The 15822-nt window shown below is 68.4% G+C and carries 15 protein-coding genes; 10 read left to right on the top strand and 5 right to left on the bottom strand.

Annotation, left to right across the window (positions count from 1 at the left end):
• From AC5P9C_RS06950 to AC5P9C_RS06930, 5 genes are all read left to right on the top strand, one after another.
• The gene (locus tag AC5P9C_RS06950) at positions 1 to 552 is read left to right on the top strand and encodes a DUF3299 domain-containing protein (protein ID WP_057493382.1); all 552 of its coding nucleotides are present in this window, start codon (positions 1 to 3) and stop codon (positions 550 to 552) included.
• A complete protein-coding gene (locus AC5P9C_RS06945) occupies positions 542 to 1159 on the top strand; it encodes a DUF3299 domain-containing protein (RefSeq protein WP_495205120.1) in 618 nt (205 codons plus the stop codon). Before AC5P9C_RS06950 ends, AC5P9C_RS06945 begins: the two co-directional genes overlap by 11 nt.
• The gene (locus AC5P9C_RS06940; RefSeq protein WP_495205119.1) at positions 1159 to 1905 is read left to right on the top strand and encodes a hypothetical protein; all 747 of its coding nucleotides are present in this window, start codon (positions 1159 to 1161) and stop codon (positions 1903 to 1905) included. Before AC5P9C_RS06945 ends, AC5P9C_RS06940 begins: the two co-directional genes overlap by 1 nt.
• A gap of 182 nt (positions 1906 to 2087) precedes the next feature.
• Complete coding sequence (locus AC5P9C_RS06935; protein ID WP_312557226.1) at positions 2088 to 3620, top strand: MFS transporter; 1533 nt, start codon at positions 2088 to 2090, stop codon at positions 3618 to 3620.
• Positions 3621 to 3624: 4 nt separating this feature from the next.
• Positions 3625 to 4182 (top strand): TetR/AcrR family transcriptional regulator, encoded by a 558-nt coding sequence (locus AC5P9C_RS06930; RefSeq protein ID WP_164689027.1) that lies wholly within the window; start codon positions 3625 to 3627, stop codon positions 4180 to 4182.
• Between the two features lie 129 nt (positions 4183 to 4311).
• Here the strand turns inward: AC5P9C_RS06930 and AC5P9C_RS06925 are convergent, their stop codons facing one another.
• Entirely contained in the window at positions 4312 to 5193 is an 882-nt protein-coding gene (locus AC5P9C_RS06925; RefSeq protein WP_343542118.1) for an AraC family transcriptional regulator, read from the bottom strand.
• 106 nt (positions 5194 to 5299) lie between these two features.
• On the opposite strand from AC5P9C_RS06925, the gene AC5P9C_RS06920 reads away from it, so the two are divergent.
• A complete protein-coding gene (locus tag AC5P9C_RS06920; protein ID WP_049467103.1) occupies positions 5300 to 5836 on the top strand; it encodes a carboxymuconolactone decarboxylase family protein in 537 nt (178 codons plus the stop codon).
• Positions 5837 to 5872: 36 nt separating this feature from the next.
• Here the strand turns inward: AC5P9C_RS06920 and fdhD are convergent, their stop codons facing one another.
• A complete protein-coding gene (gene fdhD, locus AC5P9C_RS06915) occupies positions 5873 to 6721 on the bottom strand; it encodes a formate dehydrogenase accessory sulfurtransferase FdhD (protein ID WP_164082195.1) in 849 nt (282 codons plus the stop codon).
• Between the two features lie 244 nt (positions 6722 to 6965).
• Here fdhD and AC5P9C_RS06910 point away from each other — a divergent pair, with 244 nt between their 5' ends.
• Both AC5P9C_RS06910 and AC5P9C_RS06905 read left to right on the top strand, forming a co-directional pair.
• Positions 6966 to 9251 (top strand): FdhF/YdeP family oxidoreductase, encoded by a 2286-nt coding sequence (locus AC5P9C_RS06910; protein ID WP_343541918.1) that lies wholly within the window; start codon positions 6966 to 6968, stop codon positions 9249 to 9251.
• Positions 9252 to 9733: 482 nt separating this feature from the next.
• Positions 9734 to 10270, top strand: coding sequence for a DUF411 domain-containing protein (locus AC5P9C_RS06905; RefSeq protein ID WP_103282264.1), 537 nt, complete (start codon positions 9734 to 9736; stop codon positions 10268 to 10270).
• A gap of 91 nt (positions 10271 to 10361) precedes the next feature.
• Here AC5P9C_RS06905 and blaL1 read toward each other — a convergent pair whose 3' ends face one another.
• Complete coding sequence (gene blaL1 / locus AC5P9C_RS06900; protein WP_343541916.1) at positions 10362 to 11231, bottom strand: L1 family subclass B3 metallo-beta-lactamase; 870 nt, start codon at positions 11229 to 11231, stop codon at positions 10362 to 10364.
• A gap of 202 nt (positions 11232 to 11433) precedes the next feature.
• Here blaL1 and AC5P9C_RS06895 point away from each other — a divergent pair, with 202 nt between their 5' ends.
• Together AC5P9C_RS06895 and AC5P9C_RS06890 are read left to right on the top strand one after the other, a co-directional pair.
• On the top strand, positions 11434 to 11700 hold the full coding sequence (locus AC5P9C_RS06895) for a hypothetical protein (protein ID WP_057493392.1): 267 nt from the start codon (positions 11434 to 11436) through the stop codon (positions 11698 to 11700).
• A gap of 9 nt (positions 11701 to 11709) precedes the next feature.
• Positions 11710 to 12888 carry a low temperature requirement protein A gene (locus tag AC5P9C_RS06890; RefSeq protein ID WP_343541913.1) on the top strand — a complete coding sequence of 393 codons (1179 nt, stop codon included), beginning with the start codon at positions 11710 to 11712 and terminating at the stop codon, positions 12886 to 12888.
• Here the strand turns inward: AC5P9C_RS06890 and AC5P9C_RS06885 are convergent.
• Both AC5P9C_RS06885 and AC5P9C_RS06880 read right to left on the bottom strand, forming a co-directional pair.
• Positions 12885 to 14306 (bottom strand): hypothetical protein, encoded by a 1422-nt coding sequence (locus AC5P9C_RS06885; RefSeq protein ID WP_343541910.1) that lies wholly within the window; start codon positions 14304 to 14306, stop codon positions 12885 to 12887. The genes AC5P9C_RS06890 and AC5P9C_RS06885 overlap by 4 nt on opposite strands.
• Before the next feature lie 16 nt (positions 14307 to 14322).
• On the bottom strand, positions 14323 to 15822 hold the full coding sequence (locus AC5P9C_RS06880) for a DUF6384 family protein (protein ID WP_495205118.1): 1500 nt from the start codon (positions 15820 to 15822) through the stop codon (positions 14323 to 14325).

Raw genomic sequence — 15822 nt, 5'->3', positions numbered from 1 at the left:
ATGCGCTGGATGCGGCCATTGCCGATGGTGCTGGCGCTGGCCGCCTGCGAGCGGCCGGTGGATTCCGGTGTGCAGGCCTTGCCACCTTCGCCGGTTGTCGACCGCGCTGACGCTGCGGACGCGGCAGAGCAGGAGCTGGACTGGTTGCAGATGATGCCCAAGGACGAACTGGCCGCGCTGGAGCGGGGCGAGGGCCCGGAAGTCGAGCACAGCGGCAACCGGCGCATGCCGCAGTTCGGGACGTTCCGTACCGTGGCTGCTGTGCTGCAGCGACCGGTACGCCTGCCGGGCTACGTGGTACCGCTGGCCAACGCGCAGGACGGGCGGCTGACCGAATTCCTGTTCGTGCCGTACTACGGCGCCTGCATCCACGTGCCACCGCCGCCGCCGAACCAGATCGTGCACGTGGTGCTGCCGCAGCCGATCGAGATGCCGGACATGTACTCGCCATTCTTCCTGGCCGGCACCCTGCGTGCCGAACGGCTGGATGATGATCTGGCCGGTTCTGCTTACACCATGCGCGATGCCCAGCTGAGGCCCTATGAACCGTAGCGCTGTGTTGCTGCTTGGATGCGTCTGGTTGGCAGGCTGCACGTCACCGGGCGCCGATGCCGTGGCGGTCACGCCGCAGGACAAGCCGATGCCCTCCGCCACGGCCGAAACCCCCATCGACCGTTGGGATGCGTTGCGGCCCGACGAGGTCACCTATCAGCGCCCGCCGCCGCAGATCGGCCTGTCACGCGGTGGCATGGATGATGTGGGCGGGCTGATCGACGACACCGGCTCGGGCACGCCACCGGGGCAGGAGATCGACCATTCCAGCCCGGATCGCGCCAGGCAGTTCGGCTCTTCGCGCGTGGTCGATGCTGTCGATGGTCGCGCGGTGGATCTGGATGGCTACGTGGTACCGCTCGGCACCGACGATGCCGGCCTGGTCGATGAACTGCTGTTCGTGCCGTTCTATGGGGCCTGCATCCACGTGCCGCCACCGCCGCCGAACCAGATCATCCACGTGACCCTGGCCACGCCGATCGCGCTGGGTGATCTGTGGGATCCGTACCGGCTCGCCGGCCGCCTGCAGGTGAAGCGTTTCGACGCGGACATCGCCAGCGCGTCCTACGATGCTGCGGCGGCCACGCTGACGGCGATCCGCAACTGATGCGCCGGCGATGGCTCATGGCTGCCGGGGTGCTGCTGGTCGCGGTGGTGCTGCTGGTGCTTTGGCAGCGGCAGCGCGCACCCACCGCGCCGCCGGCGGTCGCGTTTCCGGCACCGGCCGCCGACGCCAGCCAGCGCATCGAACAGCGCCTGCGCGACGATCACGCGTTCCGCAACGACGTGCTGTTCCTGCTCGCTGCAACCGTGCGCGACCGCTGCCAGCCCGCGCAGGCGGGGCTGCTGGCGCGCATGGCCAATCGTGCATCGCTGCCGGTGCTGGCGTCGGTGAGTGCGGTGACCCAGCAGGAGCCATCGCTGGACCGGCCGATCTACCAGTACATCCAGCACCGCGCCGACGCCACCCAGTGCGGCCAGCCGCTGCAGATGCCGCTGGCCGGTGGGCGCAGCATGGCGGTGGACATCGAACAGTACGCGCGCACGTTCCCGGACAGCTACTTCGACCCGCAGCGCAGCAGCGAGCCGCGGGATTTCGGTGGACTGCCGTTGCAGCAGCGCGCCGGCAATGCCTGCAACAGCGTGGTGTATTCGGTGCTGCCGCTGGGGGGCACCGACTGGCGGTGCAGCAGCCTGCGCGCGAATGCCCGTGCGCGCGTGCGCGGCCTGTGCGAGGACGAGCTGCGGCGCCAGCATGGGGGCATCGGCGGCGAACTGGACGCCGCCGTGGGGCAGGGCATGCAGAGCGCGGTGGTGTCGGCGATTGCCGCGCTGCCGGAGGACTGCCGGTAAACGTTCATCAGTAGAGCCAGGCCATCCCTGGCCCGTTTCAGTAGAGCCAGGCCATGCCTGGCTGGCGGCGCAGTCGAGCAAGCCCGCCTCTACAAAAGCTGAATCGGTGGGCTTTGAAGATCATAACTGTACAGGATATCCGGTATAGTTTTGGCCGTACTCCACCCCCACCAGGTTCTCCCATGGCTTTGTCCCAGCCCTTGGCCGGCGCTCCGGCCCTGTCGCGTGCCCGCCGCTGGGCACTGCTGTTCACCGTCGCCGCCGGCCTGCTGCTGGTCACGCTCGACAACTCCGTGCTCTACACCGCACTGCCCACCCTGACCGAGGAACTCTCGGCCAGTGCCGGCCAGGCGCTGTGGATCATCAACGCCTATCCGCTGGTGATGGCCGGCCTGCTGCTGGGCGCGGGCACGCTGGGCGACCGCATCGGTCACCGCCGCATGTTCCTGATCGGCCTGGTGGTGTTCGGCGTCGCCTCGCTGGCAGCAGCGTTCGCCGACACCGCAGCGCAGCTGATTGCCGCACGCGCGTTGCTGGCGGTCGGCGCGGCCGCGATGATGCCGGCCACGTTGGCGCTGATCGGCCTGAGCTTCCACGAAGCGCGCGAACGCAACATCGCCATCGCCATCTGGGGTTCGGTGGCCATCGTCGGTGCGGCGCTCGGCCCGATCATTGGCGGCTGGCTGCTGCAGCACTTCTGGTGGGGCTCGGTGTTCCTGATCAACGTGCCGGTGGTGGTGATGGCGCTGGTGGCCACGCTGCTGCTGGCGCCGGAAGGACAGCGCGACAGCTCGCGGCCATGGGACCTGGTGTCCTCAGTTCTGGCATTGGCTGCGCTGTCCGGCCTGGTGCTGGCAATCAAGTCGCTGATCGCTACGCCGCCGTCGTATGCGCTGGGTGCAGGCGCGCTGCTGCTGGCCGTCATCACTGGTGCGGCGTTCGCGCGCCGCCAGCAGCAGCTGCGGTACCCGCTGCTGGACGTCGCGATCTTCCGCAATCCGGCGTTCCTGGCCGGCACGCTGTCGGCAGTGTTCACCCTGTTTGCGATGGCCGGCCTGCAGCTGGTCACCACCCAGCGCTTCCAGCTGGTGGCGGGCTTCACGCCGCTGCAGGCGGGCCTGCTGGTGTCGGTGGCAGCGCTGGGCAGCCTGCCCAGTGCGCTGCTGGGCGGCAGCATCCTGCATCGGGTCGGCCTGCGCCCATTGATCTGCGGCGGACTGGCTGCGGGCGCGCTGGGCGTCGGTGTGGTGGCGTTCGGCTTCCCGCACGGCCTCGGTTGGGTGATCGCCGGCATGGCGATCACCGGCTTCGGCATGGGCGCGGCCATCTCGGTGGCGTCCACGGCCATCCTCAACAATGTGCCGGCGCACCGGGCGGGCATGGCCTCGTCGGTGGAAGAAGTGTCCTACGAGTTCGGTGGCCTGCTGGCGGTGGCGATGCTGGGCAGCCTGAGCGCGGCGATGTACGGCGTGTTCCTGCCGGTCTCGGCTGACATGCCGGCGCTGGCGCGTGAAGGCTTCACCCAGGCGTTGCACGCGGCGCGCGAAGGCGGGCAGGGCGAGTGGTTCGCGCTGGCCACAGCCGCGTATGACCGTGGCTACCAGATCGTGCTGCTGGTGATCACTGCGGCGCTGGCGCTGGGTGCGACGATCATCGCGGGACTGCTGCGTGGCCGGGCCGGCAGCCGCGAGGGCGCCGCCGATCGCGTAAAATGACGCCATGAGAACCAGCAAGCGGGAGCGCATCCTCGACGCCGCCGTCAACGTGATCAATCGTGACGGCGTGCGAGCGGTGACCTTCGAGTCGGTGGCGACCGAGGCCAAATTGACCCGCGGCGGTCTGCTGTACCACTTTCCGTCGCGCGAGGCGCTGCTCCGCGGCATCGACGAACACCTGGTGCAGGCCTGGGAAGCATCGATGGAAGCGTTGCTGGGCAAGCGTGCAGATGAGGCAACGGCGCTGGAGCGCTACCAGACCTTCGTGCGCGTGTCGGCGCAGAGCGCCACCCGTGCCGAACTGATGTTCATGCTGGAATCGGGCGACCCCGATGCCGAGGAGCGCCCGTGGGGGCCGGTAGTGCGACGCTGGGCGCCGTCCGCACCCGAAGCCGGCAGCGACGACGCGACAGCGCTCGACAATTTCGTGGCGCGGCTGGCTGCCGATGGCCTGTGGATCTACGAGGCGATGTACGAGGGCCAGCTGGATGAAGGCGTACGCGCGCAAGTCGCCGAGCGCATCGCCGGGCTGCTGGCGAAGCCTGACGGAACACCCAGTTGAGCGGCCAGCCGGCGCGCAGACATCGCCCGTGGTAGAGCCGACCGCTGGTCGGCTGCCCTTCGGTCAGGCCAGGAAAATTCCGCGCGTCGCGCGATAGTCGACCAGCGGTCGACTCTACCCCTCATCCATTTACCCTGCCTGCGCGGCGCTCGCGGTCAACCACGCCCGCGGCGATGCCCCCAGCCGCTTGCGGAACGCCTTCGACAGCGACGCGGTATCGGCAAACCCCACGTCGATCGCCACCTGCTTGACCGCCACACCTGCGCGCAGCTGCGTACAGGCCAGGCTGAGCCGCCAGTCCAGCAGGTAGCTGGCCGGCGTCGCCTGCATCACCTCCTTGAATACCGCCGCGAACGCGCTGCGCGACAGGCCGGCGGTCGACGCCATGCGCGGTAGCGTCCACGCCTCCTGCGGCGCCTGGTGCATCGCCACCAGCGTGCGTGCCAGCCGTGCATCGGACAGCCCGCGCATCAGTCCGTGGCTGACGCCTGCCGCCTCCGGATGATCGACCACCCAGCGCAGGACCTGGATCAGCGCCACCTCGAACAGGCGGTTGGTCAGCAGCCGGGAGCCGCAGCGCCGGCGATCGGCCTCGGCGAACAGCAGGCGCAGGGTGTCGTCCAGTTCGCCGATCGCCGCCAGTGGCACCACCATCACCGGTGGCAGCGACTGGACGATCGGATTGCGCGCGCCGCCGTCGAAGTCCAGCGTGGCGCAGGTGAAATCCGGGCCATCCAGCGGTGCATTGAAGAACACATGATGCAGCGGCTGCGGATACAGCAGCAGGCTGGGCGCGTCGATCTTCAGCCGAGGCAGCGTCGTATCGCCCTCGCGATGGCAAACCTCCATTTCGCCCTGGCGCAGGATGTGCAGGAACGCACGACCGGGCTGCGGCTCGAACACATGGCGCCCGCACAGTGGGCCGCTGTGGAACAGCGCGGCCTGCACGCGGAAGCGTTCCAGCAGGGTGGAGAGGCGATCGGGCGTGGCGACGTCAGTGGGCGCAGTCATGGACGAATGGACAGCAGGTGTGGCGAATAGCGCAGGATGCGTCCAGCGAGTCTACCTAGGATGAGCGGGTCGTCCAATTCCGGGCGCGTTTCCAAGGAGATCCACCATGTCCCGTGTCCCTCTGATCGATGCCGCCAACACCACCGCCGACCGCCAGGCCCTGCTGGGCCAGGTCCACGCCGCCTTCGGTGCCACCCCGGCCATGTTCCGCGCCGTGGCCAACTCGCCGGCCGCCCTGCACAGCATGTGGGGTTCGTTCGGCGCGCTGGGCGGTGGCCGCCTGTCGCCGCTGCTGGGCGAGCAGATCGCCGTGGCCATCGCCAACCGCAATGCCTGCGCGTACTGCCTGGCCGCGCACACCGCACTGGGCCGCAAGGCCGGCGCCAGCAGTGAGCAGATGGCCGCCGCGCAGACCGGACAGTCCAGCGACCCGGCGACCGCCGCTGCACTGGGATTCGCGTTGAAGGTGGTCGAGCAGCGTGCGCAGATTGCCGACGGCGATGTTCAGGCGCTGCGGGTGGCCGGCTTCGACGATGAGCAGATCGTCGAGATCCTCGCGCATGTGGCGCTCAACCTGTTCACCAATTACGTCAATGTGGCGTTCGACGTGCCGGTGGACTTCCCGAAGGTGGCGCTGCGCTGAGCGGTATGCGGCCGGGCGGCATGCGCCCGGTCGCACTCAGGTGTCCCGGAGCCCGTCCGCCCGCAGCCGATCGGGATGGGTGTACACATTGAATCCGCTCTCCCGCGCGAACCCGACCAGGCACAGCCCGGCGCTGCGGGCCAGGTCGATCGCCAGCGCGGTGGGTGCCGATACCGCAGCCAGCACGCTGGCGCCGGCGCGCACCGCCTTGCTGACCATTTCGTAGCTGGCCCGGCTGGAGATCACCAGCAGGCCGCCGTCGATGGCGTGTTCGTTGTGGTGCAGGGCGCCGATCAGCTTGTCCAGTGCATTGTGGCGGCCGACGTCCTCGCGTACCCAGCCGATCCGCCCGCTGGCATCGGCCCAGGCCGCGGCGTGGATCGAACCGCTTGCCGCATTCATCGGCTGGTGCTGCGCCAGGGTGGCCAACGCCCGCTGCAGGGCGGCGGCGGCATAGCTGCGGCGCTCGCGGATCTGCGGCAGGGGGCGCAGCACCTCCTCCAGCTGGCGCGTGCCACACAGGCCACAGCCGCCTCGGCCGGGCAGCAGGCGCCCCTTGTCCGAGTCGAGGCTTGCGCCGGGTGCATCCTCGGCCACGGTCATCTGCAGCTCGATGCCTTCCAGCTGGGGACGGATATCGATCGACAGCAGCTGCGAGGGCGTATGGATCAGGCCTTCACTGAGCGAAAAACCGAGCGCAAAGTCCTCCAGGTCGCACGGTGTGGCCATCATCACGGCAAAGGCGGCATCGTTGTAGCGCAGCGCCACCGGCACTTCCTCGGCCACGACGTCGACCTGCTGCTGTTGCGTGCCGCCGCGCCAGCGCTGCAAGGGGCGTTGGGCAGTGCCGGCCGGCGGGATGTGCGGTGGGATCGAATCAGGCATGCAACGCGTCCGGACGAGGGAGAAACGCGAGGCGGGCCACCGCCTGCGGTTTCGAGGATAGCGCAGTGGCTGCGCGCAGACGCGGCTGTAACCGTTGCCATGCCAGGGTGTACCGAATCCGCCGGCACCCTCTGGCGAAGCGTGACCGGGCGTGCTTGACTGTGCAGCTGGTCGTGCCACTGGATGCACCGCCGGACCGCGTTGTGCCGTTCGTTGCTGCGTTCCTCCCGTCAGGTCCCCGATCATGTCCGAGCAGAAGCCGCCGCGTTACAAGCCCTACGACCAGCCGGCCGGAGGCTGGGGTGCCGCCGGTGCCACGGCCAAGGTGCTGCTGCAGCAGAGCGTGATCGGCAAGGGCTCGAAGGCGCTGCTGGCGATGAACCAGCCGGGCGGCTTCAAGTGCCCGAGCTGCGCGTTCCCCGATGCCGACGAGCGCAAGAAGCTGGAGTTCTGCGAGAACGGCGCCAAGGCGCTGGCCTGGGAAGCCACCCAGTTCCGCGCCGGCCGCGAACTGTTCGCCCGGTACACCGTCACCGAGCTGATGGCACAGACCGACTACTGGCTGGAGATGCAGGGCCGGCTGACCGAGCCGATGCGCTACGACGCAGCCACCGACCACTACGTGCCGTGCAGCTGGGACGATGCGTTCGCACTGATCGGCCGCCACCTGCAGGCGCTGGACAGCCCGCACCAGGCCGAGTTCTACACCTCCGGGCGCACGCCCAACGAAGCGGCGTTCCTGTATTCGATCTTCGTGCGCGAGTTCGGCACCAATAATTTCCCGGACTGCTCGAACATGTGCCACGAGCCGACCAGCCGTGGCCTACCGCCGGCCATCGGGGTGGGCAAGGGCACCATCGTGCTGCAGGACTTCGAGCACGCCGAGGCGATCTTCGTGATCGGCCAGAATACCGGCACCAATTCACCGCGGATGATGAGCAACCTGGTCGAAGCGCGCAAACGCGGCATCCCGATCGTAGCGGTCAACCCGATGCCCGAGCGTGCGCTGATCCGCTTCGCCGAACCGCAGGACGTGGTGCAGATGGCCACGTTCGGTTCGACCGCGATCACCAGCGAGTTCGTGCACATCCGCATCGGCGGCGACCTGGCCCTGATCAAGGGCATGATGAAGGTGATGTTCGAGCGCGAGGCGCAGGGCGAGCGCGTGCTCGACCACGCGTTCCTGGCCGAACACACGGTGGGCCTGGAGGCGCTGCGCGAAGACGTGCTGGCGCAGGACTGGGACCAGATCGTGCAGGTGTCCGGTATATCGCAGGCGCAGATCCACCGTTGCGCGGAGATCTACATCCGCTCCAACGCCACCGTGATCTGCTACGGCATGGGCCTGACCCAGCACCAGTACGGCTCGCGCCTGCTGCAGCAGGTGGCCAACCTGCTGATGCTGCGCGGCAACTTCGGCAAGCCCGGCGCCGGCATCGGGCCGATCCGTGGCCATTCCAATGTGCAGGGCGACCGCACCGTCGGCATCGACGAGAAGCCGAAGCCGGCCTATCTGGACCGCGTGCAGCAGGTGTTCGGCTTCGACCCGCCGCACGAGCATGGCCACCATGTGGTCGAATCGATCGAGGCGATGCTGGACGGCAGCGCCAAAGTGTTCATCGGCCTGGGAGGCAACTTCATTCATGCCGTGCCCGATACGCCGCGTGCGTATGAGGCGATGCGCGGCCTGGAGCTCACCGTGGGCATTGCCACCAAGCTCAACCGCGGGCACCTGGTCCATGGCCGCGACGCGCTGATCCTGCCGGTGGTGGCGCGTTCGGAGCGCATCGTTACGCCGGCCGGCGAGCAGTTCGTCACCATCGAAGACGCGATGTCGAATGTCACCGCGTCGCGCGGGGTACTGGAGCCGGTCAGTGCCGATGTCTTGCCCGAGGTCGAGATCGTCTGCCGCATGGCACTGGCCACGCTGCCCGACAGCAGGGTTGACTGGGCCGGCTGCATGCACGACTACGCGCCCATCCGCGAGCTGATTGCCGCGGTGTATCCGGAGATCTACACCGGCTTCAACGAGCGCATCCAGCAGCCGCAGGGCTTCCATCTGGACATCCCGCCGCGCCGCCGGGTGTGGCCCACGCCCAATGGCAAGGCCAACATCCTGGTGATGCCCGGGCTGGACGTGGACGATCCGGTGCACGACCCGGAGATGCTGCGGTTGGCCACGGTGCGCTCGCACGACCAGTACAACACCACCATCTACAGCTACAACGATCGCTATCGCGGTGTGTACAACGATCGCATGGTGTTGTTCATGAACATCGAGGACCGGCTGGCGCGCGGGCTGGAGAAGGAAGCGCGGGTCAGCCTGGAGACGATCAGCAGCGATGGCGTGCAGCGGCGCATCGAGGGCCTGACCGTGCTGGACTATCCGATGCCGCGCGGCGCGCTGGCCGGGTACTACCCCGAACTGAATCCATTGCTGCCGCTGGACTACTACGACCGGATCAGCGGCACGCCAGCGGCCAAGTCGATCCCGGTGCGGATGCGGCCGATGGCGGCGGCGATCGGCTGATGCGCGCATCGGCTATCATCGGCGGGTGAACCTGCCTGGCCTGCTGCTGCGATGGATGCTGCTTGTGGTCCTGGCGCTGAATGCGCCGGGGCTGACCCTCGCTGCGTCTTCGTCCAACGGTCCCGCCAACCAGGATCACTGCGCCGCACCGCACTCGGCCGCGATGGCAGCCGTCGGCTGCTGCGATGATGCGGCCCCGCTGGCCTGCCAGAGCGGCGAGTGCGAATGCCCGGCGGCGTGTTTAGGCATGCTGGCAGCGTTGAACGGAACGCCCGCCTCGCCCTGGCGCGAGGCGCCTGTTCCGGCCAATAGCCCGCAACGCGCGTCGCCATTGATGCCGGATCCGTTGCGTCCCCCCATCGCGTGAATTCCTGCAGGCCTCACGCGCCTGCCATGACTGTTCGACTTTTTCTCGACTCTGCCTGCGCCTTCGATGCGTGGGCGGCGGGCCGCGTTGCCCGCCTCTGCAAAGGAATCACTCAATGAACCGTACGCTCTCCCTCAGCCTGCTGCTGGGCACTGTGTTGGCCACGACCGCCTGCGCGCGTGCCGCCGAAGAATCCTCCGCGGCAGCGGTCGCCAGCGAGGCGCCGACTCCGAGTCCGGCCAGCCTGGCCAAGGTCGATCCGGCCTTGCCGCTGGCCATCGTGCACAAGACCGCCAGCTGCGGTTGCTGCGGCATCTGGGTCGACCACCTGAAGTCGGCCGGCTTCCAGGTGGATGTCCGAGACACCGACGACATGAACCCGATCAAGGTCCGCCTGGGCGTGCCGGTGGGCAAAGCCTCCTGTCATACCGCCGAGATCGGCGGCTACGTGGTGGAGGGCCACATTCCGGCCGAGGACATCAAGCGCCTGCTGGCCGAACGACCGGCGGCGCGCGGGCTGGTGCTGCCCGGCATGCCGGCCGGCTCGCCGGGTATGGAAATGCCCGATGGCTACGTCCAGCCGTACACGGTCGAACTGGTGCGCACCGATGGCACAACCGAGCCGTTTGCCCAGCACGGGCAGGGCGGCTGATGGACGGCGGGTGCCGGTCGTCCTGACCGGCACCTTTCGACGCGTCTGGTGTGGAGCCGAGCGTAGGCTCGGCTCTACGGGATCTGCAGCATCAGCGGGCCCCGGCCGCTTCCTTGGCCAACTGCGCGTCGAACGTCTTCTCGGCCGCATCCGCGTAGGCCTTGCAGGTCAGGACGTTGGCTCCGGCCACGGCACCGGCGGCATAGTTCCAGCGGCTGGCGCCCGGATGCGGGGTCAGCAGCAGGTCGCAGGGCAGGCCGCGCACCGTCGTGAAGCTGCGCCGGTAGTCCTCGACCAGGCGGGGATAGCGTGCGTTGTGCTGCAGCTGGTAGCCCGGTGCACTCAGGCTGTCGGCGTAGGCTATGCGCACGGGCTTGCCATCGCGGGTATCGGTCCAGGTCCAGGCGGTGCTGCCGGGGGTGTGCCCTGGCATGAAGTGCGCGGTGAATGCCATGCCGCCTACCGTCACCCTCTCACCATCCATGATGATGCGGTCGGCACTGGCCGGCGGGTAGGTGATGTCATCACCGAAGTGCAGGTCGTTGCTGCCGCCGCGCGCCAGCAGCACGGCCGTTTCGGCGTTCGCGACCACCTGGGCACCGGTGCGGCGCTTGAGTTCCGCCACCGGCCCGGCGTGGTCGGCATGCGCATGGCTGAGCAGGATCAGCCGTAGATCCTGTGGTGCCACCCCGCGTGCCTTCATGTTGTCCAGCAGGTGACCGGCCATCTGCGGCATGCCGCCATCCAATAGCACTGCGCCCTCGGTGGTCTGCACCAGCAGTGCCGTCAGGTCCTCGGTGCCGATCTGCCAGGTGTGGTCGGCAATCTGCAGCGGTGCCATCGGCTGCAGCCATGAAGCGTCGACAGTGTAGGCCCGTAGCTGCGGCAGCGGTGCGTCGGCGGCAGCGACATCAAAGACGAGCGTGGCAGCTAGGGCGAGGGGAGTCAGGCAGAGGCGCATGGCGGAAAAGTGTCTGGGGAGAGGCCGTTGAAGCTAGCATGCGCGTCGCGCCGGCCGTTTCGCGAATAATTCATGGCTGCGATAAGGTCCGCCGCGGCCTGCGCAGCATTGTTCGCCCGCCCTGGATTGTGAATCCATCTCCACGGGCTGGAGCGCAGAATCGGCCGCAGCTAGCCTGCCCACAGGTTCAAGGAGGTGGACCATGCATGTGCTTATGGTGATGCTGGGCGGCGTACTGTTGCTGGGCGTATTCGCGCTGTTTGGCCGGCTGTGGAGCGTCGGCACATCGCAGCTGCCGACCGCGCTGCTGGCGTTCATCGCCACGTGGCTGCTGGTCACGGTGGCCAACCTGTGGGTGGGCGTCAGCAAGGCAGGCTATGCCCTGCGAGAAGAGCTGCCGATCCTGTTGCTGGTCTTCACCGTGCCGGCATTGCTGGCTGCCCTCCTGTACTGGCGCCTGGCGCGCTGAAGGACCGCCATGAGTCCCCGACTGCGACTGCCTGCGCTGCGCCACCGCGACGGCCACCATGCCCGCGTTACCTATGAAGAACTGTTCTTCGATCTGGTCTACGTGTTCGCGGTCACCCAGCTCAGCCACCATCTGCTGCACCACCTGGACCTGGCCGGCGTGCTGCAGACCCTGGTGCTGTGGTTCGCGGTGTGGCTGGGGTGGCAGTATGCGTGCTGGGTCAGCAACTGGTTCGATCCGGAGGCGCCACGCATCCGTGGCCTGCTGTTTGCCACCATGCTGCTGGCGTTGCTGATGTCCTCCTCCATTCCCGAGGCGTTCGCCGATCGTGCCTGGGTGTTCGCCGGGGCATACGCCACGATGCAGGTGGGACGCACCAGCTTCGTACTGCTGGAGGTAGGCACCGGCCACCCATTGGCAGCCAACTTCCGTCGCATGCTGGCCTGGGTCAGCGTGTCGGCGTGTTTCTGGCTGGCTGGCGCGGCCGCCGAGGGCAACATCCGCCTGGCGCTGTGGGCGCTGGCGGTGGCCTGCGAGTACATCTCGCCGATGTTCGGCTTCGCGTTCCCTGGCCTGGGGCGATCGCACACCCGTGAATGGACCATCGAGGGCGGCCACCTGGCCGAACGCTGCCAGCTGTTCGTCATCGTCGCCCTGGGCGAGACGTTGCTGGCCACCGGCGGGGTGCTCAGCGAGGTCGAACACTGGAGTCTGGAGGTGGTGTCGGCGGTGCTGGCGACCTTCGCCGGAACACTGGCGATGTGGTGGCTGTACTTCGGCATCTCCAGTCGCGATGCCACCGCCGCGATCACCCGGTCCGACGACCCCGGCCGGATGGGGGCCAACTTCCACTACGTACACGCGCTGCTGATCGCCGGCATCATCGCCACTGCGGTGGGCAACGACCTGGTCATGGACCACCCGGGGGCAGGCACGACCTGGAAGTACGCCGCCATGATGGTGGCCGGTCCGCTGCTCTACCTGCTGGGCAGTGCCCTGTACAAGCGCGTGGTCTACGGCCGCGCGCCGCGCTCGCACCTGCTGGGCGCGCTGGTGCTGCTGGCGCTGGGACTGGCACTGCCCTGGACGCACCTGCTCGCCGCCGGCTGGCTGACCAGCCTGGTGCTGCTGGGCGTGGGCCTGCTGGACACGCGCCTGGCCGGGCGCACCCGGCAACGGCCGGGCTAGAAGCCGCCGCCGGTCCTGAAATCCCCGCCACCGCTGATGCCACCGCCACTGCTGAAGCCACCGCCACTGTCGGAACGGGCGCTGGAGCGGGAACTCGAACTGGAGCTGGAATCGAAACTGCTGGAGCTGCTCGATGCCCAGTTGAACAGGCCGCCCGAGGAAGCGCTGCTGCTGCTGCCGCTGCGGGTCGTACTGAAGAAGGACGCCGAAACTGCGGTAGCGGTGGCCCTGCGGTAGGTCGGGGCCTGGTAGGCCTGGCGTTCGGCGTCTGCTGCCGCCTGGTAGCTCCTGCGCGTCGCCTGCAGGTTGTCCAGGCGCTTCTTCAGTACGGCCATTTCGCGGGTGTGCTCTGCCACCAGGCCATCGATCTCGCCCAAGCGCTGGCGAGTGCCTTGGATGCGCTCAAGCACCGCGTCGTCTTCGCCGGACGCCGTGGCGGCGACGCGCCGGTACAGTTCGTTCATGCCGGTGGCCGACAGCGTGCGTGCCAGCGCGGTGAGCAGGGCACTGCCCTCCGCGTCGGTCCAGCTGCGGAAGCCATCGATCTGTGCCTGCTTGGCGTCCACGGCCTGCCGATGCAACTGCTCGTTCAGCAGTGCCTGTGCAACGGCGCCCTGTGCGGTCTGCAGCTGCTGCCTCAGCGGCTCGCCCCCGGCCTGGGCAAGCGCGGCGTCACGGGCCTGCTGCACTGGCTGGCGGGCAGTTTCGCTCGCGTCGCGGGCCTGTCCGGCATGCGCCTGCAGGTACGGCGGGAGTTCGACCAGCGTGGCGTACTCGCGGCGGGCGCGCTCGAAGCCGCACAGCTCGGCCAGCCAGCCATCGACTGTGCGCACCAGTGGCCAGCTGCGGTAGGCCGTGCTGTCGAAGCCGCGCTGGTGCAGGTACATGAAGACCGGGTCGGCCTGATAGGCGCCGGCCTTGGCATCATGCTCCGCCTGTGCAGAGGCGGCCATGCGCTCGACGGTCTCGGCCCGCGCCTGTGCCAGCTGCAGTTCGTCCTGCAGGGCCTGGTAGGCGGGGTCCGCTTCCAGCGCAGCATCCACCTGGTCCTGCAGTGCCTGCAACTGCCCGCCGGCGGCGTCGCGTGCGGCCACGGCCGCCTGCGAGCGCTGCTGCAACGACTGTTCGATGTCCAGCAGCGCCTGTAGTTCGTCGGCCAGCACCGCTGCTTTGCGGTCACGGCGCTGCAGGTCGGCGCTGGACTGCTGCAGCAGGTCTCTGGCCATCGCCGGCGGCGAATCAATGGCCGCCTGGGCGTGCAGCCGGGCCAGGGCATTGAAGTCCTCGCGGACCTGGCCGTGCAGCGCCTCCTGTTCCTTGATCAGTTCCCGGCACGCATCGCCACGCTCGGCCAGCGATGCCTGGACCTGGCGGATATCGGCCGCGACTTCGGCGATCGCGTCGTTCAAATCTCTCATGTCGGTTCCTTGTCCATCACCATTCGGTGATGTAGCCGCCGGTCGTGGGCATGCGGAAACGCGGCGACAGGCTGCCACGCGGCTTGCTGCCGATCAGGTCGTCCTCGATGATGCCGTTGTCCTGCTTGTCGGCGGCGACCCGGTTATAGGTAGCCTGCGGAACGCGCACGGCGAACACCGAGACCCGTTCCTCCTTGCCGGTTTCCTCGTTGCGGATCGGCAGTTCGGCAACGTTGCCGGCTTCGTCCAGCGCTTCGGCCACCAGATAGTAGTTGCGGCCACCGTTGGCCTTTTCGTTGTAGCGCCAGACACCGGTACGTTCATCGTCACGGTTGACGATGCGGTAGACCAGGGTCTGTGACAGCAGCCCCACCAGCTGGCTGACCTCGTCCAGGGCCGGACCGGCCTCGGCCAGCGTCTCGACCCGGATCAGGCGCGCGGCCTGGTCCAGCGCTCGCTCGAAGCGCTTGCGGTCTTCGCCGGCGACGCCGGTGGCCAGGCCGTCGGCCTTGAGCCGGGCCAGCCGATCGTTGAGCGCGGCCAGCGTGTCGGCGCTGCTGATGAGGTCCTTCAGGGTCGACACCGCCTGGCCGGCCGCGGCCATGTCGCCTGCGCGCAGCGCGACATCACCGCCGGTGTAGGCGCGTGCGCGCACCTGCTCTGCATCCGGCGTGAGGCGTGCTGCCTTTGCGGCGGTGTTGGTGGTGTCCAGCAGCTCGCTGGCCTCCACGGCCTGGACGAGGATGTTCACGCGCTCAGTCAGCGCGGGCAGGGTGTCCCGGGCGTTGGCGAGCCGTTGCGCCGCAGCCAGCCGCTGCTGCTCCACCTGCGCGGCCGCGCGCTCGCCGGTGGCGCTGCCACCGCTGCTGAGCCGGGTGAGCTTGTCCTTGCGCACAAGGGTCGGCAGCGCTGCCATCGTGGCCGGGAGTTCGGCGAAGTGGCGCTGTGCTTCGGCCAGCGCGGCCTGCGCACTTTCGGTCAGCGGCTGCAGGCGGTCGCCGCTGGCGCTGGCACGTGGCAGCAGGCCCTGCAGGGCCTGTTCCTGCGCGGCCAGCAGGGCGCGCGCTGCAACAGCCTCCTGTCGCTGTGCGGCGACCTTGTCGTTCAGCGCCTGCACGTTGTTCTGCACGTTGATGTCGTGCACAAACGCGCCGAAGCTGCGTGCCATCACCAGCAGCGCCACCAGCACCAGCAGCGCCAGGACCACGGCCAGTGCCCACTTCAGCAGGCGCGCGCGGTCGATCCAGCGCCGCGCCAGCCACGCCTTCCAGCCACGCGGCGCAGTGTAGAGATAGCGCTGCTCACGCTGGGCCTGGATGCCGGCCTCGAGGATCTCGTCGGAGACCTCGATTCCCTGCGAGCGGTACAACTCAAGCAGGCGCCGCTTCAAGGCCGCCTTGTCATGGCCGCTGTCGGCCAGCGCCTTCATTTCGGCATTGCGGTAACGCAGCTGGTCGACCACATCCATGGTCAGCAGTGCATCCTGCAGCTCCGCAGGGGCCATCGTCGCACTCAC

It is taken from the genome of Stenotrophomonas sp. YJH_SMC_10, assembly GCF_059371555.1.
Note: the sequence above shows the minus strand (reverse complement) of the source record. Positions and strands in the feature narration are given on the sequence as shown.